Below are 22,646 nucleotides of genomic sequence, written 5' to 3' on the forward strand. Positions count from 1 at the left end.
GGATTCAACATGGCACAGCTTTCGTTGCAACACATTCAAAAAATTTACGACAACCAGGTACACGTCGTTAAAGACTTCAATCTGGAAATTGAAGACAAAGAGTTTATTGTTTTTGTTGGCCCTTCAGGCTGTGGGAAGTCAACGACGTTGCGCATGATCGCCGGTCTGGAGGAGATCAGCGGTGGCGATCTGCTGATTGACGGTAAACGGATGAACGATGTGCCGGCGAAATCGCGCAACATTGCGATGGTCTTTCAGAACTACGCGTTGTACCCGCACATGACAGTCTATGACAACATGGCGTTTGGCCTGAAAATGCAGAAAATTGCCCCTGCCGTGATTGAGGAACGTGTCAACTGGGCGGCGCAAATCCTTGGCCTGCGCGATTATCTGTAACGTAAACCGGGTGCGTTATCCGGTGGTCAGCGTCAACGTGTGGCACTGGGGCGTGCGATTGTTCGTGAGGCAGGGGTCTTCCTGATGGATGAACCCTTATCGAATCTCGATGCCAAACTTCGCGTACAGATGCGGGCAGAAATAAGCAAGCTGCATCAGAAACTCAATACCACCATGATATATGTTACCCACGATCAAACAGAAGCCATGACGATGGCGACGCGTATTGTGATTATGAAGGATGGTATTGTTCAGCAGGTTGGTGCGCCAAAAACAGTTTATAACCACCCAGCAAATATGTTTGTCGCTGGATTTATTGGCTCACCGGCCATGAACTTTATTCGTGGCGCGATTGACGGTGATAAGTTTGTTACTGAAACACTAAAATTAACGATTCCAGAAAATAAATTAGCACAATTAAAAACGCAGGGTTATGAACATCAGGCGATCACGCTGGGTATTCGCCCTGAGGATATCCATCCGCAGCTTAATAATGAAAATAGTGTACCGGCAAAAATTAGCGTTGCAGAATTAACTGGCGCTGAATTTATGCTTTATACCATTGTTGGGGGGCATGAGTTAGTGGTCCGTGCTGGGGCAGTGAATGATTATCACGCAGGAGAAAACATCACTATTCATTTTGATATGGCGAAATGCCATTTCTTTGATACTGAAACTGAAGTGGCTATTCAATAAAATTCCGGGGGGATAATAATCCCCCGCGCCTTGGGGCATTTTTGCGAGTATTTTAACAAGGAATAATAATGAAAACCCTACTGTCCGCGACTGCGCTGATTATGAGCGCGGGAATGGCCTGCGCGCAGGCTGCTGAAAAGAATGACTGGCACTTTAATATCGGTGCTATGTACGAAATAGAAAACGTTGAAGGTCAGGGCGAAGATATGGATGGACTGGCTGAACCGTCCATCTATTTTAATGCGTCCAATGGGCCGTGGAAAATATCGCTGGCCTATTACCAGGAAGGACCGGTTGATTACAGCGAGGGTAAGCGCGGTACGTGGTTTGACCGCCCTGAACTGGAAGTCCGCTATCAATTCCTTGAAAGCGAGAATGTTAATTTCGGTCTGACCGGTGGCTTTCGTAATTACGGTTATCACTATGTCAATGAACCCGGAAAAGATACAGCTAATATGCAGCGCTGGAAAGTGCAGCCAGATTGGGATGTTAAACTTACCGATGATCTGCGCTTTAGCGGCTGGTTTGCGATGTATCAATTCGTTAATGATTTGAGCACCACCGGCTACTCTGATAGCCGCGTCGAAAGTGAGAGCGGGTTGAATTATACGTTTAACGAAACAGTAGGGTTAACGGTCAACTATTACCTTGAACGCGGCTTTAATCTGGCAGATTCGCGTAATAATGGTGAGTTCTCAACCCAGGAAATTCGTGCTTATCTGCCTCTGTCCTTCGGCAATACAACCCTGACGCCGTATACCCGTATCGGGCTTGATCGCTGGTCAAACTGGGACTGGCAGGATGATCCTGAACGCGAAGGCCATGATTTCAATCGCCTCGGTTTACTGTATGCGTATGATTTCCAGAACGGTTTATCAATGTCTCTGGAGTATGCTTATGAGTGGGAAAATCATGACGAAGGTGAAAGCGACAGGTTCCATTATGCTGGTATAGGCGTGAACTACGCATTCTAAAAATGAACAGGGGCATTATTATGCCCCTGTTTTTACACCAGTGAGTCCGCCAATGATATTTGCGTGCTCACCGTGATATTCTGTAACCCTTTTTCACCTGCAATCAGATTAAATAATAAATTACAACTTTGTTCACCCAACTGCTGAGTAGGTACATCAATTCCACCAGGAACTGGTGTGAGCATAAAAGAAAGTAGCTCATTACTATAGCCTACAACGGCAAGTTGCTTTGGAATGGAAATATTTTTCTCGGCCGCTACGCGATATAAACTCATTAACTTCAAGCTGTCTGTCGCAAATACGGCATCGGGTAACGGTTGCTGACTAAGTATTTTTCGAGAAGCAAGTAGGGCGGTTTCATGAGTATACCCCCCGTCAATAACCCACTCATCGCGCATTTTAATGTTATGTGCCTGAAGGCTGGCTTTATAACCGTTAACGCGATCGATAGAAACATGAACGTCAAGCGGTGCATGCAAACAGGCAATATTACGGTGGCCACTCTCAATCAGCGCATTTGTCAGCGTAATACTGTCGCGATAATTATCGGTGTCTACAGAATAGACATTAGTGTAGTCACCTTCAACCTTCCCGATAACCACAACCGGGACGTTGTATTTATCCAACCGAGCAAAAAATGATTCATCGGCAGGAGAGCTCAGCATAATGATCCCTTTGATCAACTTCTGCTTAATTTTGCTCTCACATTTTTGTAAATCATCTTCGGTGCTTCGCGACGTCTGCAATATGACATCAAAACCGACTTCTTCAGCCTTGGCAGTAATTGCATGCAATACTTCAGAGAAAAACGGATTACCGGCAGTTGTTTTTGCAGAACGGGTGGATATCACCATTATTGCATCAAACCCGGAAGAGGTAAGCGCGCGAGCAAGTTTATTCGGCTGATACTGTAACTCATCAATTGCGCGCAGCACCTTTTCAAGCGCCTCCGGCGAGATGTTGGTTTGCTTATTAAGCACGCGCGATACCGTGGATTTTGATACACCAGCGGCTCGTGCAATATCATAAATGGTAGGAGACATAGATCCCAAGCTCCGTCCGAGAGTCAATGGCGGACATATTATGGAGTTAAGTGGCGAATGACAACAATCTCGGAATGCGGGTAGGAAAATCAAAAGGCTAACCGCACTATGTGCGTGCTGAGGAACAATCGTCCACGGGTGCGGACGGTGATAATGCGGTCGCAATATTTTCTTAAGAACTGGCGTATAGTGTAGGGGTTAAATCCAACTATCAGTCAGGAAGATATTATGTTGAAGAAAAGCGTATTAGCGTTGGCACTGGTTATTGGCATGCCGGTTTATGCTGCCGAGCACTGGATTGATGTTCGCGTTCCTGAACAGTACCAACAGCAGCATATTCAGGGGGCTGTCAACATCCCGTTAAAAGAGATCAAGGCGCGTATCGTAACTGAAGTTCCAGATAAGAACGATACCGTGAAGCTCTATTGCAACTCCGGGCGTCAATCAGGGCAGGCGAAAGATATGCTGACTGAAATGGGCTACACGCAGGTGACCAACGAAGGTGGCATCAACCAGATAGCGCTTCCTAAAGTAGAGAATAAATAAACCGCCCACATTCATTCTGCTACAGGCGGTAAGAATAATGCCGCCTGATACAGCTCAGGTAGTTGATAAGTAAGAATTGACCCCTATTTTTACTTCCTGTTTGTTATAATTTCTTCGGTTCCTTCAGCAAAACGGGATGGCGATGAAGCGACTTAAAAATGAATTCAATTCGCTGGTTAATCGCGGCGTAGACCGGCATTTACGCCTGGCTGTCACCGGACTTAGCCGGAGCGGTAAAACGGCGTTTATCACCGCAATGGTAAATCAGTTACTCAATATTCATGCCGGTGCGCGTTTGCCGTTGCTCAGTTGCGTGCGCGAAGAGCGTCTGCTTGGCGTGAAACGAGTTCCACAACGCGACTTTGGTATTCCGCGCTTTACCTATGATGAAGGACTGGCGCAGCTGTATGGCTCTCCGCCGACCTGGCCGACACCAACGCGCGGTGTGAGTGAAATTCGTCTGGCGCTGCGTTACAAGTCTAATGACTCATTACTGCGCCACTTTAAAGACACCTCCACGCTGTACCTGGAAATCGTCGATTATCCGGGGGAGTGGCTGCTCGATTTACCGATGCTGGCCCAGGATTATTTGAGCTGGTCGCGGCAAATGACCGGATTATTACAGGGTCAGCGTGGCGAATGGTCGGCAAAATGGCGGCAGTTAAGCCACGGGCTCGATCCACTGGCACCTGCTGACGAAAACCGTCTGGCGGAAATCGCTGCTGCCTGGACGGAGTATCTGCATCAATGCAAGCAGCAGGGACTGCACTTTATTCAGCCAGGCCGTTTTGTTCTGCCAGGAGATATGGCGGGCGCGCCTGCGTTGCAATTCTTCCCGTGGCCGGACGTTGATGCCTGGGGAGAATCGAAGCTGGCGCAGGCAGATAAACACACCAATGCGGGCATGCTGCGCGACAGGTTTAATTACTACTGTGAAAAAGTCGTGAAGGGATTTTATAAGAATCACTTCCTGCGCTTTGATCGTCAGATTGTGCTGGTCGATTGCCTGCAACCGCTCAACAGCGGGCCACAGGCGTTTAACGACATGCGTCTGGCGCTGACCCAACTGATGCAAAGTTTCCATTATGGACAGCGCACGCTGTTTCGTCGGCTGTTTTCTCCGGTGATCGACAAACTGCTGTTTGCCGCCACCAAAGCCGACCACGTCACCGTCGATCAGCACGCCAATATGGTGTCGCTATTGCAGCAGTTAATTCAGGATGCCTGGCAAAACGCTGCGTTCGAAGGTATCAGCATGGATTGTCTGGGGCTGGCATCGGTGCAGGCAACCACCAGCGGCCTGATCGATGTGAAAGGTGAAAAGATCCCCGCGCTGCGTGGTAATCGTCTGAGCGATGGCGAACCGCTAACCGTTTATCCGGGGGAAGTGCCCGCGCGTTTACCTGGACAGGCATTTTGGGACAACCAGGGCTTTCAGTTTGAGGCGTTTCGCCCGCAGGTGATGGATGTCGATAAGCCCTTACCGCATATCCGTCTTGATGCCGCGCTGGAGTTTTTGATAGGAGATAAATTGCGATGAGCGAGCCGTTAAAACCGCGTATCGATTTCTCAGGTCCGCTGGACGTGGAACAAAATGCGGCGTTTAAAGCGCAGCAGATGTTTAATGAAACGGAGGCGCAGACTTTTTCTCCGGCGACAGTGGATGAACCACTGGAAGACGAAGGTCAGGCAGAAGCCGTTATTGATGCGGCCCTTCGCCCTAAACGCAGTCTGTGGCGTAAGATGGTGATGGGTGGCCTGGCGCTGTTTGGCGTGAGCGTTGTCGCTCAGGGTGTGCAGTGGACTATGAATGCCTGGCAGACTCAGGACTGGGTCGCGCTGGGAGGATGTGCCGCAGGCGCATTGATTATCGGTGCAGGGGTTGGATCGGTGGCGACCGAATGGCGCCGGCTATGGCGATTGCGTCAGCGCGCGCACGAGCGCGATGAAGCGCGAGATCTGCTCCACAGCCATGGAACCGGAAAAGGTCGTGCATTTTGTGAAAAGCTGGCGCAGCAGGCGGGCATCGATCAGTCTCATCCGGCATTGCAGCGCTGGTATGCCTCAATTCATGAAACGCAGAACGATCGTGAAGTGGTTAGCCTGTATGCTCATCTGGTGCAGCCGGTACTGGATGCGCAGGCCCGACGTGAGATTAGTCGTTCAGCGGCAGAGTCCACGCTGATGATTGCCGTCAGCCCGCTGGCGCTGGTGGATATGGCGTTTATCGCATGGCGCAATCTGCGGCTGATTAATCGTATTGCTTCGCTGTATGGCATTGAGCTGGGTTATTACAGCCGCCTGCGTTTGTTCCGTCTGGTGCTGTTGAATATCGCTTTTGCCGGGGCCAGTGAACTGGTGCGGGAAGTAGGGATGGACTGGATGTCGCAGGATTTAGCCGCCCGCTTATCGACACGTGCAGCTCAGGGCATTGGCGCGGGGTTATTAACGGCGCGTCTGGGGATCAAAGCCATGGAACTATGCCGACCGCTACCGTGGATTGATGATGATAAGCCTCGGCTGGGTGATTTCCGCCGCCAACTGATTGGTCAGGTGAAAGAGACCTTACAAAAGAATAAATCTCCGCGCGAAAGTTAGCTATAAACAGGCGCCGATCGTTTAACTTTACGCCCCGGCGCCCAATTTTCCAGCTCGCTGTCAATATTTGTTGACAGAGTTCTTCCTGCAAACCAAATACTGGCTTATCATTTAACACATAATCCCTTGTCCAGGTGAAGGTTCCTATGCGTTTGGAAGTCTTTTGTGAAGACCGTCTTGGTCTGACCCGCGAACTGCTCGATTTACTGGTGCTGAGAAGCATTGATTTACGCGGTATCGAGATTGACCCCATCGGGCGAATTTACCTTAATTTTGCGGAGCTGGAGTTCACCAACTTCAGCAGTCTGATGGCTGAAATCCGCCGTATTTCAGGGGTTACGGATGTGCGTACCGTACCCTGGATGCCTTCCGAACGTGAACATCTGGCGCTTAGTGCGCTGCTTGAAGCGTTGCCAGAACCGGTCCTTTCTCTGGATATGAAAAGCAAAGTCGAGATGGCGAACCCTGCGAGCTGTCAGCTTTTCGCGCATACTCAGGATCGGATGCGCAATCATACCGCCGCCCAGTTAATCAATGGGTTTAACTTCCAGCGCTGGCTGGAAAGCAATCCGCAGGATTCCCAGAGCGAACATGTCGTAATTAACGGACAGAATTTCCTGATGGAAATTACGCCTGTCCATTTGCAGGGCGAAAATCAGGAGCAGATGCTGACCGGTGCGGTGGTGATGTTGCGCTCCACTATCCGAATGGGACGCCAGCTGCAAAATATGACTACGCAGGATCTCAGCGCGTTTAGCCAGATTATTGCCGTCAGCGCCAAAATGAAACACGTGGTGGAACAGGCGCGCAAGCTGGCGACGTTGAGCGCGCCGCTGCTGATTACCGGTAATACCGGCACCGGCAAAGATCTCTTTGCTCATGCCTGCCACCTGGCAAGTCCGCGTGCGTCAAAACCGTATCTGGCGCTGAACTGCGCGTCAATTCCTGAAGATGCGGTTGAAAGCGAGCTGTTTGGCCATGCGCCGGAAGGTAAAAAAGGCTTCTTTGAGCAGGCGAATGGCGGTTCGGTTCTGTTAGATGAAATTGGCGAAATGTCGCCACGTATGCAGACCAAATTGCTGCGTTTTCTCAATGACGGCACATTCCGTCGCGTGGGAGAAGATCACGAAGTTCATGTTGATGTTCGCGTGATTTGCGCAACGCAAAAGAACCTTGTGGAACTGGTGCAGAAAGGACTTTTCCGTGAAGACCTCTATTATCGTCTTAATGTACTAACGCTAAACCTGCCGCCGCTGCGCGATTGCCCACAAGATATTATGCCGCTTACCGAACTGTTTGTGGCGCGTTTTGCCGACGAGCAGGGCGTGCCGCGTCCGAAACTGTCTGCAGATCTCAGCACGGTACTAACTCGTTATGGTTGGCCGGGCAACGTGCGTCAGCTTAAAAATGCGATCTACCGGGCGCTGACCCAGCTAGAAGGCTATGAGCTACGACCACAGGATATTTTGCTGCCGGATTACGATGCGGCAACGGTTGCTGTCGGAGAAGAGGTGATGGAAGGGTCGCTGGATGAAATCACCAGCCGCTTTGAACGCTCCGTGTTGACGCAGCTGTATATGAATTATCCCAGCACGCGCAAGCTGGCCAAGCGCCTCGGCGTTTCGCATACTGCGATTGCTAACAAATTGCGTGAGTATGGACTGAGCCAGCAGAAAAAAAGCGAAGAGTAATGCCGTAAATGAAAATGCCTCCATGCGGAGGCATTTTTGTATGCAGACGCAGCTTACGCTTTCAGTACGTCCAGCGCAGCAGTGTAGTCTGGTTCGTTGGTGATTTCATTGACCAGCTGGCTGAAAACAACGTTATCATTTTCGTCAATAACGACCACGGCACGTGCGGCCAGGCCTTTCAGCGGGCCTTCAGCGATTTCAACACCGTAGTTTTTCAGGAATTCTGCGTTGCGCAGGGTGGACAGCGTGATAACGTTGCTCAGACCTTCCGCGCCGCAAAAACGAGAGTGGGCGAATGGCAGGTCGGCTGAGATGCACAGTACGACGGTATTGTCGATTTCTGTCGCCAGTTGGTTAAACTTACGTACCGATGCCGCGCAAACGCCGGTATCGATGCTTGGGAAAATATTCAGCACTTTGCGCTTGCCTGCGAACTGGCCCAGCGTAACGTCAGACAGGTCTTTAGCCACAAGGGTAAAAGCCTGAGCTTTGCTTCCAGCTTGAGGAATAGAGCCGGCAACTGCAACCGGGTTGCCCTGGAAATGAACGGTTTGTGACATGGTTATCTTCCTGTTTACATATAGTTAACGTCGAGGCTAGTTTATGCCATCAGCAGTTAACACGGCAAACGCTATTTGCGGATATCCGCTTCAGGGACTGCATTAAGGAAAACAAATGAGAACAGTTAAGGTATATGAGGAAGCCTGGCCGCTGCACACTCCCTTTGTCATTGCCCGTGGGAGCCGGACCGAAGCGCATGTGGTGGTTGTCGAAGTGGAAGAAAACGGCGTCACAGGTATAGGCGAGTGCACACCGTACCCGCGCTACGGTGAAAGCGATGCCTCAGTGCTGGCGCAAATTATGAGCATTGCGCCACAACTGGAAAACGGAATGACGCGTGAAGAGCTGCAAAAGCAGCTGCCAGCGGGGGCAGCGCGTAATGCCGTGGATTGCGCGTTGTGGGATCTAAGCGCGCGTCAACAGCAGCAGTCGCTGGCGGAATTAGTGGGAAGTGAACTGGCGGAAGTGGTGACTACGGCGCAAACCGTAGTGATTGGCTCGCCGGAACAAATGGCTGCGAGCGCGGCTGCGCTGTGGGAAAATGGCGCGAAATTGCTGAAAGTTAAACTGGATGCTCGCTTGATTAGTGAGCGAATGGTTGCCATTCGTGCGGCTGTTCCTGACGCCACGATTATTGTCGACGCCAACGAATCCTGGCGGGCAGAAGGCCTTGCGGCACGCTGTCAGCTGCTGGCTGATTTAGGGGTTGCGATGCTGGAGCAGCCGCTGCCGGCGCAGGATGATGCCGCGCTTGAGAATTTTGTACATCCGCTGCCCATCTGCGCAGATGAAAGCTGCCACACCCGTAGCAGTCTGAAAGCACTGCACGGACGCTATGAAATGGTTAATATCAAACTGGACAAAACAGGCGGCCTGACGGAAGCGCTCGCGCTGGCAACCGAAGCACGCGAGCAGGGATTTGCGCTGATGCTGGGCTGCATGCTGTGTACCTCCCGGGCGATCGGCGCGGCGTTACCCCTTACGCCACTGGTTAGCTTTGCGGATCTTGATGGCCCAACGTGGCTTGCCACCGATGCGGCGCCAGCCCTGCATTTTACGACCGGGCAGCTCCATCTCTAGGGTGCCAGCGCAGGAGATTGGACATGGCTAGCAGGTATTTTTCGCTCGCTTCATCCGATGAAATGGGCGGAAATTCGGCTGTTATACAGTGTAAGTTTAGGTCTGCGCACCAGCTACCAAAAGAGCCGGGCGTTTCATAACCTACACTGGTGACCAGAGGCAATTCAAACGATTGTGCCAGCCACGCGCCCAGCTCGCTGCTTCTGGGATCTTCAATACAGGCCAGTGGATCGTGAAAAGAGACTACCCAGGCGGGATGAATTCGGTGAATAAGCTGACACAATGCCTGGGTTTCTGGTTCCGAGCCCGGATGATCGCCGGTCAACAACACCACATCACGCTCTTCTGCGCTACTGTTCCAGCGATACACCGTTTCGCCTGCTTTCCAGTTTGCGGCGGGAAAGTTACGGTTAAGATCGACGCCGTTCGCATTTGCGCGCAGCCCAAGCTGGCAACCGTCAGGGTTTACGGCTAGCACCACATGATGGCGACGCAGGGAAGGGTTAAGCGTACGCAATGCGCAGGAAAGGGTAACGACCGAGGAGTTTTCGTCGCCGTGCGTTCCCGCCAGTATCAGGCCGCTTTCACGATCGGCTGCCAGTGCAGGAAACCAGATTAGCGGTGCGCCTAACAATGAACGTCCGTAATGTTCGGTTCCAGGTGGGAATGCGCCGCGCTCGGCACGGGGACGGGTAACGGTCATAGTCATCTCTGAATGCTTGGATTGTTACTCGCAGTGTTGTGCAAAATGTATGGATAATCAAATCGTTTTCACACACTTATCTTTTCAGGTGTAATATCACTTTCTTGTCGGAAGTTAATTGCATTTCCTGCTGGCGATACAAATAATTACACATTCACTTAGTAGCCGGAATCGAGGGTATCTTATGCAGCATTCTGTTTCAGTAACCTGTTGTGCGTTGTTGGTTAGCAGCATTTCTTTATCCTGGGCTGCTGATGTTCCCAGCGGAACGGTACTGGCAGAGAAACAAGAACTGGTGCGTCATATAAAAGACGAACCGGCGTCGCTTGATCCGGCAAAGGCCGTCGGGCTCCCTGAGATTCAGGTAATTCGTGATTTATTTGAAGGGCTGGTCAACCAGAATGAGAAGGGTGAGATCGTACCTGGCGTCGCTACCCAGTGGAAGAGTAATGATAACCGCATCTGGACGTTTACGCTGCGCGACAATGCGCAATGGGCGGATGGTACGCCCGTAACGGCGCAGGATTTTGTCTACAGCTGGCAGCGTCTGGTTGATCCAAAAACGCTGTCGCCGTTTGCCTGGTTTGCTGCGCTGGCGGGCATTAATAATGCTCAGGCTATTATCGATGGCAAAGCCACGCCTGATAAACTTGGTGTTAGTGCTGTCGATGCACGGACATTGAAAGTTCAACTGGATAAACCGCTGCCCTGGTTTGCCAATCTGACGGCGAGTTTTGCATTTTATCCGGTACAAAAAGCCAACGTTGAGAGCGGCAAAGAGTGGACCAAACCGGGCAACCTGATTGGTAACGGCGCCTATGTGCTAAAAAATCGCGTCGTGAACGAAAAACTGGAAGTTGTCCCGAACACGCATTATTGGGACAACGCCAAAACAGTGCTGCAAAAAGTCACATTCCTGCCAATTAACCAGGAATCGGCAGCGACCAAGCGCTATCTTGCTGGTGATATTGATATCACGGAATCCTTCCCGAAAAATCTGTACCAGAAACTGTTGAAGGATATCCCGGGTCAGGTTTACACTCCGCCGCAGCTTGGTACTTATTATTATGCCTTTAATACCCAGAAGGGACCGACTGCCGATTCACGCGTGCGTCTGGCGCTCAGCATGACTATCGATCGTCGCCTGATGGCGGAGAAGGTGTTGGGTACCGGTGAGAAGCCTGCATGGCATTTTACGCCGGATGTAACGGCAGGATTTGTGCCGGAACCTTCACCGTTTGAGCAAATGAGTCAGGAAGAATTGAACGCGCAGGCGAAAACGCTGCTGCGTGCGGCGGGCTATGGTCCACAGAAACCGCTTAAACTGACGCTGCTGTACAACACCTCAGAAAATCATCAGAAGATTGCTATCGCAGTGGCTTCTATGTGGAAGAAAAACCTCGGTGTTGACGTGAAACTGCAGAACCAGGAATGGAAAACGTATATCGACAGCCGTAATACCGGTAATTTTGATGTGATCCGTGCCTCCTGGGTGGGCGACTACAATGAGCCTTCTACGTTCCTGTCATTATTAACATCGACCCATACGGGCAATATCTCCCGCTTTAATAATCCGGCATACGATAAAGTGTTGACTCAGGCTACTCTGGAGAATACAGAAAAAGCGCGCAATGCTGATTATAACGCTGCGGAGAAGATTCTGATGGAACAGGCACCTATTGCGCCGATCTATCAGTACACTAATGGGCGTTTAATTAAACCATGGCTGAAAGGGTATCCGATTACTAACCCTGAAGATGTGGCCTATAGCCGCACAATGTATATCGTTAAGCACTGACAGAGATAATGGCTGGTGTGATTTTGCATCAGCCATTCTACGTTTCCGGCGGTTGATGCTCACGGCAAATCAGCAACGAATCTTCTTCAGTTAATCCCTCTTTCGTCAGATTACAAAATCCCTGACCATCAATTTTTTGGTGGAACCGACAGCTATGGCAAAGACCAAAGCCAGGCACATTGTTGGTCTTCTGGATCCCGCGTAACAGTTCTAACAGCAGCTCTCTGAGTACGCTCGCCCGTTCACCCATTGCCGATTCACCCTCCACTAAAAACGTGGGGGGCAGCAGGGCTTCCAGTAAGGTATTGGCAGACTCACTTAAGTGGAGATGGACGCTACGTTTATCACGGTCATCCGGCTTGCGAACAATCAACCCTTTGTTTTCCAACAGCTTCAGCGATTGCGACACGGTACCTTTGGTGAGACCAAGGTAGTCTGTCACGCCAAGCGGCGTATTGGAATAACGATTACAACGAGCCAGATACATTAACGCACTAAGTTGTACTGGCTGAAGATCCACCAGTAAAGGATGCTGGCGAAACCACATCCGTGTCAGGCTGGAAAGCCGGTCAAGTACGTCGAAAAGTGACATGTCGGGCATAACAAATCCTCCTCGGCATATAGTATCGATTAAAAACTATATTGACAAAGAATAAAAGCAACGTACTATAAATTATAGTATCGAATCGATACTATAATTTATAGGAGATGTATCATGACTAAAGCTCGTTTCTATCATGCAGGTTGCCCGGTTTGTGTTTCCGCAGAACAAACTCTTCTCCAGCACTTGTCTGCGGATGTTGAAATCGATGTGGTTCATCTGGGAGAGCATCCTGATCGGGTTGCCGAGGCTGAAGTGGCTGGCGTGAAATCTGTTCCGGCGCTGGTGATTGACGGCAATGTGCTGCATATTAATTTTGGCGCTCCCATCGAAGCGTTGAAATAGCTGGATAGTTCGGGAAGTTGCGTTGGCGATTTCCCGAATATACAAGACGTTGGGGAAGGTAACGCGATGAACACGACCGAAGAGTATCACCCGATAGATTGCGATTTTCATGATTATCTGGAAATCGCCTGCATGTACCACTATTGGTTGCGCATTGAACTAACGGATGGCACATGTTTTGATGCTAAAGCGTTGACGACGTGTACCACCGTGGAAAAAGAAGAATTTCTGGTAGTGGGGCAATCTGAAAATCAGCAAAAAATCCGTCTGGATTGTCTGTCAGCTATCACCGCGCTGACGCCAGGAGCGACGTTTAGCACAGTAAGTTTTCAGAGAGCCTGCCGCGGTTAGACGGTATAAATCCGAATGTCGTGTGCCTGGAATGCCGTGGCGTACTCTTTGCTGATGTTGTCCTCTACAACAATTACATCAATATTGCTGCTTTCGGTAACGACATATCGGGCGATGGCTGGGATTTTTTCAGCGGTTAGCGCGACGATAGTTTCATTACATTGTTTGATCACCGCTTTTTTGAACTCACAATCCGCGTAATCAAACCCCGTTAAGCCGGATTCAGGCGACATCGCACAGCCGCCAATAAATCCCTGATCGAATAAAATGTCCTGCACTTGTGCGATGGCGGAAGCTCCCACACACCCGCCTGAAGATCTCTGTACCGCGCCGCCCAGCATAATGACCTCAAACAGCGGTTTTTTTAGCAAAACGGCGGCAATCTCCGGTGAATTTGTCACCACGGTTAACGCCAGTTCGGCGGGCAGAGCTTCTGCCATCGCCAGATTGGTGCTACCCGTGTCGATAAAAATACAGCTTCCGGATTTGACCAGTCTGGCACATCGCTGCGCGATGTTGCTCTTTTTGGCCACATTAATACCCTTGCGCACGGCAATGTCTTCGGATTCAGGGAGTGCAATTACCGCGCCACCATAGACCTTCTTGCATACGCCATCTTTGCTCAATTCATGCAAGTCACGACGAATTGTATGTTCAGAAACGCCTAATCGGTTCGCGAGATCAGAACAAATGACTCTGCCGTTTTCTTGCAGGATCTGATAGATAAGCGCCTGGCGCTGTTCCGGAAATGCGGCGTAATCGAGCATAGATACTCCAGGTAAAATAAACATCGAGCAATAAAGTGCATGATCGTGCATTATGATTAACGATGTCAACATCCCTTACAGGGATCGTACTATTCTGGATACAACGGAAAGAGGTTCGCTATGAAGATTGCGCATATGGCGTTATGGACACAGGATCTCGAGCAGCAAGCTCGCTTCTGGGTCTCATTTTTTGACGGTAAGATCAACGAGAAATACTGCAGTAAAACCAACCCTGGGTTTGAATCTTATTTTGTCAAAATTGGCGAGGATATTGCAATTGAGTTAATGACCAAACCGGGTCTTGTCGGGCAGCAACCTGACAATAATCGTTGCGGATGGGTACACCTCGCCATTTCTGTTGGCGGCAATGAAAATGTTGATGCCGTTGCAATGCAAGCGCAGGAACAGGGGATATTAGTCTCAGGTCCGCGCACTACGGGCGATGGTTATTACGAAGCGGTGATAAAAGATCCTGACGGCAATTTAATCGAGATTGTGGCGTAAGTCATCAATCAGTAACCTGCAAATAAAGAGTACCTGCTGCTGATTATTGATGAGCTCAGCTCATAAGTTTGTCCTTCTTTTCCTCTCTAATCACCGACACGTCGAGTCTCTATAATTTTTATAGTTTTCAGCATCCGGTGGCGCATGCCGCCACCGTTTTGGAGAATCGAAATGCAAAATCAACTGAATACCGCGCCCAGCGCCAGCGCGGAGATTATGAATCAACAATTTGATGGTAACAGCGTCTTTCCGCGAGGCGAGAAAAATGAAGCTTTTGCGAAGTATTTCACTGGTGATAGCTATCTGACCATGCTCTCCATGGAAGGTGTGGTAATTGGCAATGTCGCATTTGAACCGGGTTGTCGTAACTTCTGGCATGTTCATCACGAGGGCGGACAAATATTGCTGGTGACCGGTGGTAGAGGCTGGTATCAGGAATGGAATCAACCGGCGCGCGAGCTGGAAACCGGTGATGTCGTGCATATTCCGGCGGGAATGAAACATTGGCATGGCGCTGCGCGTGATAGTTGGTTTGCTCATATCGCCGTGGAAATCCCGGCCCTTGGCGCGTCGAACGAATGGCTGGAACCGGTTAGCGACGCTGAGTACAACCTGCTGCCCTGAACTATTCTGGTTCTGGTAACACCTAATCCCTGAGGAGATCTCAATGGTCATGAACGTGAAGGGTTATGCTGCTCTGGCAGTGAAAGAAGATTTAGTCCCCCATAGTTTTGTTCGTCGTGACCCGCGTGAAGATGATGTGGTTATCGATATTTTATACAGCGGTGTTTGCCACTCGGATATCCACAACGCCTACAACGATTGGGGCGGTGCTAAATATCCGATGGTACCAGGGCATGAAATCATTGGCCGCGTGGTGCATGTTGGTAAATCGGTAACGAAATTCAACGTGGGCGATCTCGCAGGGGTAGGCTGCATGGTTGATTCATGTCAACACTGTAGCGCCTGTGAACAAGGGCTGGAACAATATTGCGAAGAAGGCAACACGCTAACGTATAACGATATCGACCGTCATGACGGTCTGCCCACTTTCGGCGGTTATTCTGACAAAATTGTCGTTACTGAAAAGTTTGTGGTGAAGGTTCCTGAAGGGAGCGATTTACGCGGTGCGGCACCGCTGCTCTGCGCCGGGATCACGACATGGTCGCCTCTGCGCCACTGGCAGGTAGGCGAGGGCAGTAAAGTCGCGGTTGTCGGTCTGGGTGGACTTGGGCATATGGCAATCAAACTTGCAAATGCACTGGGCGCGGAAGTTACGCTGTTTACGCGTTCACCGGGCAAAGAAGCTGATGCCAGACGTTTGGGTGCCAGTCATGTTGTGCTTTCCACTGACAGTGAGCAGATGAAAGCGACAGCGAATCAGTTTGATCTGATTATCGATACTGTGCCCTACGTTCATGACCTGAACCCGTATATCCCAACCCTGGCACTAAGCGGTACGCTGGTGCTGGTTGGTTATCTCGGTGCGTTGGATCCGTTTCTGAATACGGTTCCCCTGATCCTTGGACGTAGGTCTGTGGCGGGTTCAGTTATTGGCGGTATTGCCGAAACGCAAGAGATGCTCGATTTTTGCGGTCAGCATGGTATTACCGCCGATGTCGAAGTGATCAATATTCAGGATATTAATCATGCCTGGCAGCGGATGTTGAAAAGCGATGTGAAATACCGCTTTGTAATTGATATTGCCTCATTGAAATAAGTACAAAAAAGACGCGGACTTCCGCGTCTTTTTTTTGTTAGTGTGTCGACGGCGATGCTTCAGGATTATCCATATACAGCGTCTGGCTGGGGAACGCAAAGTCGGCGCCATTTGCCTGGACTATCGTGATAATCTTTAAATAAACGTCTTGCTGTACCGCGAGCCATTCCTTCCAGACGGTGGTTTTCGTGAAGCAATACACCATGATATTCAACGATGAATCGGCAAATTCATTAAAATAGACCAACAGAGTTTGTTTCTGGTCTATTCCTGGATGGTTTTGCAGCATTTCTCTGACCGACTCGACAACAGCACCGACTTTATCGGCATCCTCATATCGTAACCCGATCACCGTTTTAATACGCCGGTTGGTCATGCGCCCTGGATTTTCTACGCTGATGGAGGAGAAAATCGAGTTTGGCACATACAACGGACGATGGTCGAAGGTGTTTATTTTAGTCATTCGCCAGCCAATTTCGGCCACAGTGCCTTCAATATTGCGGTCCGGGGAGCGGATCCAGTCGCCGATGCTAAACGGTCTGTCGAAATAGAGCATAATGCCTGAGAAGAAGTTGCTCAGAATATCTTTCCCCGCCATACCCACAGCGATACCGCCAATGCCGCCAAAGGTTAACAGGCCGGATAAGCTCATACCGAAGTGTTCGCCATACAGTAAAATGATGGCAACCACGATAGTAATCTTGATGATACGCGACAGGATCCTCGCGCTGGTGATATCTCTGCCTTTATTAATCTGCGTCTTTTCAAACTGATTAATCACCAGAAAAAGCTTGATCGTCAGGATTAACGCAATCAATGAGGTGCAGATAAAGTCGACCACGCTGGGGGAGATAAATTTCAGGCTGTAACTTTCGATAACGTTATTAGCAATGCTGCCAAACGTCCCAATGATAATGGCATAGACAAAAAATTGTGCGGCATGAAATATGAATCCTTTGCAGCGACGCTCTTCACGATGATACCAGACGCTCATCAGGACCAGCGCGGCACAGCAACTGAGAATTACCGTCAAATTAAACGCATTATTCATAAACAGTTCAGCGATCATGATTCTTCCTGGCAACTCCATGTTATCTAAATATCATCTGACATCTTAATCCCCGGATATTTTACTCAGTTAGGGCGGTCAGATCATTAATCAAAAGGAGAGATAAATAATGCAATCAGCGTTATTTTCAGCGAAATAATGCTGACGTCAACCCTGTATGCGGTTTATGTAGCAGACAGTCAGTTGATGTCATGGTATTGTTAGCGCAAAGTAACAAGGTTTTCATCTGCAAAAGGACAGTACTATGATCATGGCTAAGCTGAAAACAGCGAAGGGACGGAAGTTTCTGTTGTGCCTGCTTGGAGTGTTTATTATCGCAGCGTCGGTCGTGACGCGCGCGACGATCGGCGGCGTTATTGAACAGTATGACATTCCGCTATCCGACTGGACCGCTTCAATGTATGCCATTCAATCTGCAATGATTTGTGTCTACAGCATGGTGTTTACGATTCTGTTGGCTATCCCGCTTGGTATCTATTTCCTCGGCGGCGAGGAGCAACACTAGGCGTTTAAAATGCCGGATGATATCGCCATCCGGCATTTTATTATGTGGTTAATCGTCTTCTTCGTCGTCCAGTTCAACTGGCGTCTGATATTCATCTGGCTTGATGACCAGCAGGTCACAGCGTAGATGATCGATAACCTGTTCCGCGGTATTACCAAGGAACGCGGCAGAAATACCGGTACGTCCGACGGTCCCCAATACCACAATACCTGCCTGTAGGTGCTCGGCTAAATCAGGAATGACCTCTTCAGGTAAGCCTTTTTCAACGTGCGTCACTTTCTCATCAATACTGAATTTCTGGCGTAGCGCCTTCATGGCCAGCAGATGCTGTCCACGGATTGCGTCGTTGTAAACGCTGGGATCAAATTCAGGCAGTTCAATCGCGATGTTGATTGGCGTAACAGGGTAGGCGCCTACCAGATGCACTTCGGTATGGTTAACCTGTTCTGCAAGCTGTAGCGTCTCTTTGACCAGTTTTTCATTGAGCGCGTTGTGATAAGCCTCTTCACTGGCGAGGTTTACTGCAACCAGTGCTTTACCCCCTTCAGGCCATGGCTGGTCTTTCACCATCCATACCGGACTTGGACATTTACGCAATAAATGCCAGTCGGTTGGCGTAAATATTACGGCTTCGAGGCGGTCGTGTTGGTGCGCCATCTTGAGGACCAGGTCATGCTTGGCGCTGATGACTTCCTGGATGATGGCTTCAAAGGGTCGGTTATGCCAGACCACTTTAATCTCCAGAGGGATCCCTGCTTCGATATAGTATTTCGCTTGTTCACGTATCCATGCACTTCGCTGGCTGATAACCCCCTGACGCATTGCCGTACGCTCATCGGGCGACAGCAGGGTAGTCATCTCATAGGAAAAGTCATAGATCGGCAAAAAGGCTTTAATTTTGCCACCAATCCGTTGATGCAAATAAACAGCTCGCCGTAATGCTGGTTGATCGTCCTGGTTCGGGTCGATGACGACCAGCATATTTTTATACATAGCCATACAGGGTCTCCTTACAACTGTCATCGCAGTTTGTAACTAAAAGAGTAACCCAATAATGTGGTTTGAAACAGGGAATAACCTCCTGCCAGATCAATAAATCGGGATAATTTAGCGATTTGACAGAAGGATAACAGAGATGCTTGCGGAAAGATTACGCTACGTTACGCGTATGGCCAGCAAGAACTGCCAGCGCGTCGCTATTCTCAATAGTGATGTATTTGCCTTTCACCGCCAGCATACCGCTTTTCTGGAAACGACCCAGCAGGCGGCTGATGGTTTCAACCGTCAGACCGAGGTAGTTACCGATGTCGCCACGGGTCATGGTCAGGCGGAATTCACGAGGCGAGAATCCACGCTGGGCAAAGCGACGAGACAAATTGTAGATAAAGGCCGCCAGGCGCTCTTCAGCGTTTTTCTTCGACAACAACAGGATCATATCCTGGTCGCCTTTGATTTCGCCACTCATCAGACGCATCATCTGCTGACGCAGATTTGGCATTTTGCCGGACAGGTCATCAAGGGTTTCGAAAGGAATTTCGCATACCATTGAGGTTTCCAGCGCCTGAGCAAAGCTCGGGTGATGTCCGCTGCCAATCGCGTCAAAACCGACCAGATCGCCCGCCAGATGGAAGCCAGTAATCTGCTCATCGCCTTGTTCGGTAATGGTATAGCTTTTAATCGTTCCGGAGCGGATAGCATAGAGTGATTTAAGCTCATCACCTGCTTTAAAGAGCGTCTGCCCCTTTTGGATAGGCTTTTTGCGCTCGATGATGTTATCGAGCTGGTCAAGCTCATGCTCGTTAAGTGTGAACGGGATGCAAAGCTGGCTGATGCTGCAATCCTGGCAATGGATAGCACAACCGCCAGACTGAATGCGCCGTATAATTCGCTTTTCCGGGATCATAGGTCTGCTCAAGCCGTAATTGATATTTGTCAATTTTAACATCTTTTTGGTGAGCACGTAAGCCTGAGCTACTCCCAATAGAGAATAATTCAGGCATAACTGGAGTGAATGTTTGTATCTGCTTGATTAACCACAATTAATTTGTGGTCACATTATGCGGAAGTGTGATGGATAAGGCATTAATTGCCTGGAATCTAGAGTAGCAAATAACCTTCGTGACGCAATAACCACTCTTTTCGTTGTACGCCACCGGCATATCCGGTCATGGTGCCGTTACGTCCAATGACGCGATGGCAGGGGACCACAATGCTTACTGGATTGGAGCCATTAGCTGCGCCGACGGCTCTTGCAGCACCGGGGCGTCCCAACTGTTCGGCCAGTTGACCATAATGCATGACCTGCCCGCAGGGGATAGTGCGTAACGCTTGCCAGACTTCACGCTGGAAAGGCGTCCCAGCGGTTGCTGTTTCCAGCGTGTCAATGATGCTGAGGTTTCCGGCAAAATACTCAGCGAGTTTGTCGCTTAATCCACCTGGGTTTTTGGCGGTAATGCGCTGATAACCTTCTGTGCGGTAATGAATATCCAGCAATTGTTCCATGCGATCGCTGTGCTGATCCCATTCCACTGCGCGCAGGCGAAATTGCTCATCACAAATAACCCACAGCGGGCCCAGCGGCGTGTCGATGGTGTCTTCCAGTAAGTTAAGCATCCGTTTCTCTCATTACAGCATTCAGGCGAGGCTACACATTATCACGCCAGTGACCGTCGCAGCTATACCTCTAAAAATGGATATCAACTTGTCGTGAGTAGATCGGTTCAGCGCGACGGATCCGGTTAATTATTGGAAATAACCGTAAACCGTTACCGGTATAGTTGTCGGTATAATAGTGCGCGGTTATGATAATGCCCGTCGCAATACGCTGGAGGATGAAACATGAACCTTGATGATGCATCGTTGTTTCTTGACGCTATGGGGGATGTTCAACCGCTGAAAAGCCATACCGATGTACACTGGCAGCCCATGCGCAATCTTCGCACTCCGGCGCGTATCGATACGCTTCAACTGGATAATTTTCTCTCGACAGGATTTCTCGATATTGTCCCGTTAAGTGTGCCGCTCGAGTTTCGTCGCGAAGGTTTACAGAACGGTGTGACTGACAAACTGCGAAACGGAAAATACCCGCAGCAGGCGAGTCTTAATCTTATTCGCCAACCTGTTGAAACATGTCGTCAGATGCTCTTTAGCTTTATTATGCAGGCGCAGCAAGAAGGGTTGCGTAACGTGCTGGTGATACACGGCAAGGGACGTGACGATAATTCTCATGCCAATATTATTCGCAGCTACGTAGCGCGCTGGTTGACGGAATTTGACGACGTGCAAGCATACTGCGCCGCACTGCCGCATCACGGCGGCAGCGGGGCATGCTATGTGGCATTGCGTAAAACCGCGCAGGCAAAACAGGATAACTGGGAGCGTCACGCTAAACGTAGTCGCTGAACGACGTAAACATCAGGCGGCCAGCACTCTGTTCCTGCCTTCGTTCTTGGCTTTGTACAACGCGTCGTCAACACGTTTGAATAACTCATCGATACTTTCATTTGTTTCGTGCCGTGCTACACCAATGCTGACGGTAAAGCGGGGAAGGCCAGGGAGAGTCACCTTTGCCACCGTCGCACGGATCACTTCTGCGAGGTTGAGAGCGACATCCAGCGACGTTCGCGGCAGGAGCAGCACAAATTCTTCACCACCCCAGCGAAAAATAAGATCGTCTTTTCGCGCACAGGATTCCAGGGTGCGTGCCAGAGCACAAAGCACTTCGTCGCCTTTTAAATGGCCAAACAGATCGTTAATGCTTTTAAAGCGATCCGTATCGATCAACAACAGGCTGTAGTCCTGCGTCAATGATATCGCATGCGTCTGTTCCGGTTCGGTTACCTGATAAAAATGTCGGCGGTTAAGTAATCCCGTTAAAACATCTCGCAGGGCCGCACGCTCCAGCTCCTGTTCCAGCCGTTTTTGTTCGGTAATGTCATGAATAATGCACAACATCAGTTTATTACCGTAAATTTCGATCGGTCCGGCGTAGGTTTGCACATGACGGGAAGTCCCATCAGCCAGTTTATGGACAAAATGCAAAGGTTTATGGCCGCCGGGCAGATGGGCGATTTCATGCATCACCGGAAGTATATGGCGGCCCAGCATATTGATTTCCCATGTATGTTTCTGACACATCACATCATGAGTGTATCCATAAAAATTGAGCGCACTGAGGTTTGCATCCACGATCAACCCATCGCGTGACGGATCAATAAGTAACATTGGCGCGGAATTAGTCTGGAAGAAGCGTGCATAAAATCCCTGCTTTTTCCGCTGATAGGTTGCTGAACGGCTCGCTTTCAGACCCTGTGCAGTAGGCGTCTCAATGCCTTCGAAAAGGATGACTTCACCCATGCCTGGTAGGGGTTTAATGGAAAGGCGACTTGCCATCGCAATCTCTTCACCGTCGCGGTAAACCGTGAGAATTTCCACTACATGGTGATGATTTCTCAAGTCGCTGAGATACATAGTTAAATCATTTTGAGCATGCGTTGAAAATGTTCCCTTGCGGAGCGGGGAAAAACAGAGACCCTGCATTAGCTCCCGTGCAACGTTATTAGCGAACACCAGCTCTTCGGTATGTGGCAAAACAATCCACACCGGAATGGTTAATAAATCCAGTGAATGCAGCTCGGTTGTGCTCATCGATAATCCCGTTATTTTTATCTGCTGTGTTGCCTGTTAAATGGCGAATAT

Annotated in this window: 24 protein-coding genes and 1 pseudogene; 15 read left to right on the forward strand and 10 right to left on the reverse strand. The window is 49.8% G+C overall.

Annotated elements, in window-relative coordinates; translation table 11 throughout:
• Positions 1-9 precede the first annotated feature (9 nt).
• Together GFB57_RS15450 and GFB57_RS15455 are read left to right on the forward strand one after the other, a co-directional pair.
• Positions 10-1,092 (forward strand): annotated as a pseudogene (locus GFB57_RS15450) (ABC transporter ATP-binding protein).
• 68 nt (positions 1,093-1,160) lie between these two features.
• Positions 1,161-2,066, forward strand: coding sequence for an OmpG family monomeric porin (locus tag GFB57_RS15455; RefSeq protein WP_003020453.1), 906 nt, complete (start codon positions 1,161-1,163; stop codon positions 2,064-2,066).
• A gap of 32 nt (positions 2,067-2,098) precedes the next feature.
• Here the strand turns inward: GFB57_RS15455 and GFB57_RS15460 are convergent, their stop codons facing one another.
• Positions 2,099-3,109 (reverse strand): LacI family DNA-binding transcriptional regulator, encoded by a 1,011-nt coding sequence (locus tag GFB57_RS15460; RefSeq protein WP_003020450.1) that lies wholly within the window; start codon positions 3,107-3,109, stop codon positions 2,099-2,101.
• A gap of 228 nt (positions 3,110-3,337) precedes the next feature.
• Here GFB57_RS15460 and pspE point away from each other — a divergent pair, with 228 nt between their 5' ends.
• From pspE to tyrR, 4 genes are all read left to right on the forward strand, one after another.
• Positions 3,338-3,655 (forward strand): thiosulfate sulfurtransferase PspE, encoded by a 318-nt coding sequence (pspE, locus tag GFB57_RS15465; protein WP_003020447.1) that lies wholly within the window; start codon positions 3,338-3,340, stop codon positions 3,653-3,655.
• A gap of 142 nt (positions 3,656-3,797) precedes the next feature.
• Positions 3,798-5,195 carry a YcjX family protein gene (locus GFB57_RS15470; RefSeq protein WP_003020444.1) on the forward strand — a complete coding sequence of 466 codons (1,398 nt, stop codon included), beginning with the start codon at positions 3,798-3,800 and terminating at the stop codon, positions 5,193-5,195.
• Complete coding sequence (locus GFB57_RS15475) at positions 5,192-6,253, forward strand: YcjF family protein (protein ID WP_008322369.1); 1,062 nt, start codon at positions 5,192-5,194, stop codon at positions 6,251-6,253. Before GFB57_RS15470 ends, GFB57_RS15475 begins: the two co-directional genes overlap by 4 nt.
• Positions 6,254-6,399: 146 nt before the next feature.
• Positions 6,400-7,944: a transcriptional regulator TyrR gene (gene tyrR, locus GFB57_RS15480; RefSeq protein ID WP_003020438.1), complete on the forward strand. Its 1,545-nt coding sequence runs from the start codon at positions 6,400-6,402 to the stop codon at positions 7,942-7,944.
• 53 nt (positions 7,945-7,997) lie between these two features.
• Here tyrR and tpx read toward each other — a convergent pair whose 3' ends face one another.
• Complete coding sequence (gene tpx, locus GFB57_RS15485) at positions 7,998-8,504, reverse strand: thiol peroxidase (protein WP_003020437.1); 507 nt, start codon at positions 8,502-8,504, stop codon at positions 7,998-8,000.
• A 115-nt stretch (positions 8,505-8,619) separates the two neighbouring features.
• Between tpx and ycjG the strand changes: the two genes are divergently transcribed.
• Complete coding sequence (gene ycjG, locus GFB57_RS15490; protein WP_003020435.1) at positions 8,620-9,585, forward strand: L-Ala-D/L-Glu epimerase; 966 nt, start codon at positions 8,620-8,622, stop codon at positions 9,583-9,585.
• Here ycjG and mpaA read toward each other — a convergent pair.
• Positions 9,560-10,288 carry a murein tripeptide amidase MpaA gene (mpaA, locus tag GFB57_RS15495; protein ID WP_003020433.1) on the reverse strand — a complete coding sequence of 243 codons (729 nt, stop codon included), beginning with the start codon at positions 10,286-10,288 and terminating at the stop codon, positions 9,560-9,562. The two genes, ycjG and mpaA, sit on opposite strands and share 26 nt — an antisense overlap.
• 184 nt (positions 10,289-10,472) lie before the next feature.
• On the opposite strand from mpaA, the gene mppA reads away from it, so the two are divergent.
• A complete protein-coding gene (gene mppA, locus GFB57_RS15500) occupies positions 10,473-12,086 on the forward strand; it encodes a murein tripeptide ABC transporter substrate-binding protein MppA (protein ID WP_044710876.1) in 1,614 nt (537 codons plus the stop codon).
• A 37-nt stretch (positions 12,087-12,123) separates the two neighbouring features.
• Here the strand turns inward: mppA and GFB57_RS15505 are convergent, their stop codons facing one another.
• On the reverse strand, positions 12,124-12,687 hold the full coding sequence (locus GFB57_RS15505) for a MarR family transcriptional regulator (protein ID WP_003020427.1): 564 nt from the start codon (positions 12,685-12,687) through the stop codon (positions 12,124-12,126).
• Positions 12,688-12,801: 114 nt separating this feature from the next.
• Here GFB57_RS15505 and GFB57_RS15510 point away from each other — a divergent pair, with 114 nt between their 5' ends.
• On the forward strand, positions 12,802-13,032 hold the full coding sequence (locus GFB57_RS15510) for a glutaredoxin domain-containing protein (protein WP_003020425.1): 231 nt from the start codon (positions 12,802-12,804) through the stop codon (positions 13,030-13,032).
• Between the two features lie 66 nt (positions 13,033-13,098).
• A complete protein-coding gene (locus GFB57_RS15515; protein WP_003020422.1) occupies positions 13,099-13,383 on the forward strand; it encodes a Rho-binding antiterminator in 285 nt (94 codons plus the stop codon).
• Here the strand turns inward: GFB57_RS15515 and GFB57_RS15520 are convergent.
• Entirely contained in the window at positions 13,380-14,150 is a 771-nt protein-coding gene (locus GFB57_RS15520) for a DeoR/GlpR family DNA-binding transcription regulator (protein WP_003020418.1), read from the reverse strand. The genes GFB57_RS15515 and GFB57_RS15520 overlap by 4 nt on opposite strands.
• A 120-nt stretch (positions 14,151-14,270) precedes the next feature.
• Here GFB57_RS15520 and GFB57_RS15525 point away from each other — a divergent pair, with 120 nt between their 5' ends.
• From GFB57_RS15525 to GFB57_RS15535, 3 genes are all read left to right on the forward strand, one after another.
• The gene (locus tag GFB57_RS15525; protein ID WP_003020415.1) at positions 14,271-14,654 is read left to right on the forward strand and encodes a VOC family protein; all 384 of its coding nucleotides are present in this window, start codon (positions 14,271-14,273) and stop codon (positions 14,652-14,654) included.
• A 216-nt stretch (positions 14,655-14,870) separates the two neighbouring features.
• The gene (locus GFB57_RS15530) at positions 14,871-15,278 is read left to right on the forward strand and encodes a cupin domain-containing protein (protein ID WP_171847545.1); all 408 of its coding nucleotides are present in this window, start codon (positions 14,871-14,873) and stop codon (positions 15,276-15,278) included.
• 43 nt (positions 15,279-15,321) lie between these two features.
• On the forward strand, positions 15,322-16,374 hold the full coding sequence (locus GFB57_RS15535; RefSeq protein ID WP_003020409.1) for an NAD(P)-dependent alcohol dehydrogenase: 1,053 nt from the start codon (positions 15,322-15,324) through the stop codon (positions 16,372-16,374).
• A 37-nt stretch (positions 16,375-16,411) separates the two neighbouring features.
• On the opposite strand, the gene GFB57_RS15540 is transcribed toward GFB57_RS15535, so the two are convergent.
• Positions 16,412-17,443, reverse strand: a complete 1,032-nt coding sequence (locus GFB57_RS15540; protein WP_003020406.1) for a mechanosensitive ion channel family protein — start codon at positions 17,441-17,443, stop codon at positions 16,412-16,414.
• A gap of 244 nt (positions 17,444-17,687) precedes the next feature.
• Here GFB57_RS15540 and GFB57_RS15545 point away from each other — a divergent pair, with 244 nt between their 5' ends.
• Positions 17,688-17,948, forward strand: coding sequence for a DUF2534 family protein (locus GFB57_RS15545; protein ID WP_003020403.1), 261 nt, complete (start codon positions 17,688-17,690; stop codon positions 17,946-17,948).
• Between the two features lie 48 nt (positions 17,949-17,996).
• On the opposite strand, the gene uspE is transcribed toward GFB57_RS15545, so the two are convergent.
• The 3 genes from uspE to ogt form a co-directional block, all read right to left on the reverse strand.
• Positions 17,997-18,947 (reverse strand): universal stress protein UspE, encoded by a 951-nt coding sequence (uspE, locus tag GFB57_RS15550; protein WP_003020400.1) that lies wholly within the window; start codon positions 18,945-18,947, stop codon positions 17,997-17,999.
• A gap of 151 nt (positions 18,948-19,098) precedes the next feature.
• The gene (fnr, locus tag GFB57_RS15555) at positions 19,099-19,851 is read right to left on the reverse strand and encodes a fumarate/nitrate reduction transcriptional regulator Fnr (protein ID WP_003020397.1); all 753 of its coding nucleotides are present in this window, start codon (positions 19,849-19,851) and stop codon (positions 19,099-19,101) included.
• A 194-nt stretch (positions 19,852-20,045) separates the two neighbouring features.
• Positions 20,046-20,561 (reverse strand): methylated-DNA--[protein]-cysteine S-methyltransferase, encoded by a 516-nt coding sequence (gene ogt / locus GFB57_RS15560; protein WP_003020394.1) that lies wholly within the window; start codon positions 20,559-20,561, stop codon positions 20,046-20,048.
• A 225-nt stretch (positions 20,562-20,786) separates the two neighbouring features.
• Here ogt and smrA point away from each other — a divergent pair, with 225 nt between their 5' ends.
• Entirely contained in the window at positions 20,787-21,350 is a 564-nt protein-coding gene (smrA, locus tag GFB57_RS15565) for a DNA endonuclease SmrA (RefSeq protein WP_003020390.1), read from the forward strand.
• 12 nt (positions 21,351-21,362) lie between these two features.
• Here the strand turns inward: smrA and GFB57_RS15570 are convergent, their stop codons facing one another.
• Entirely contained in the window at positions 21,363-22,595 is a 1,233-nt protein-coding gene (locus tag GFB57_RS15570) for a sensor domain-containing diguanylate cyclase (RefSeq protein WP_003020387.1), read from the reverse strand.
• Between the last annotated feature and the right edge of the window lie 51 nt (positions 22,596-22,646).

It is taken from the genome of Citrobacter sp. S39 (assembly GCF_009495675.1).
GTDB lineage: Bacteria > Pseudomonadota > Gammaproteobacteria > Enterobacterales > Enterobacteriaceae > Citrobacter > Citrobacter freundii.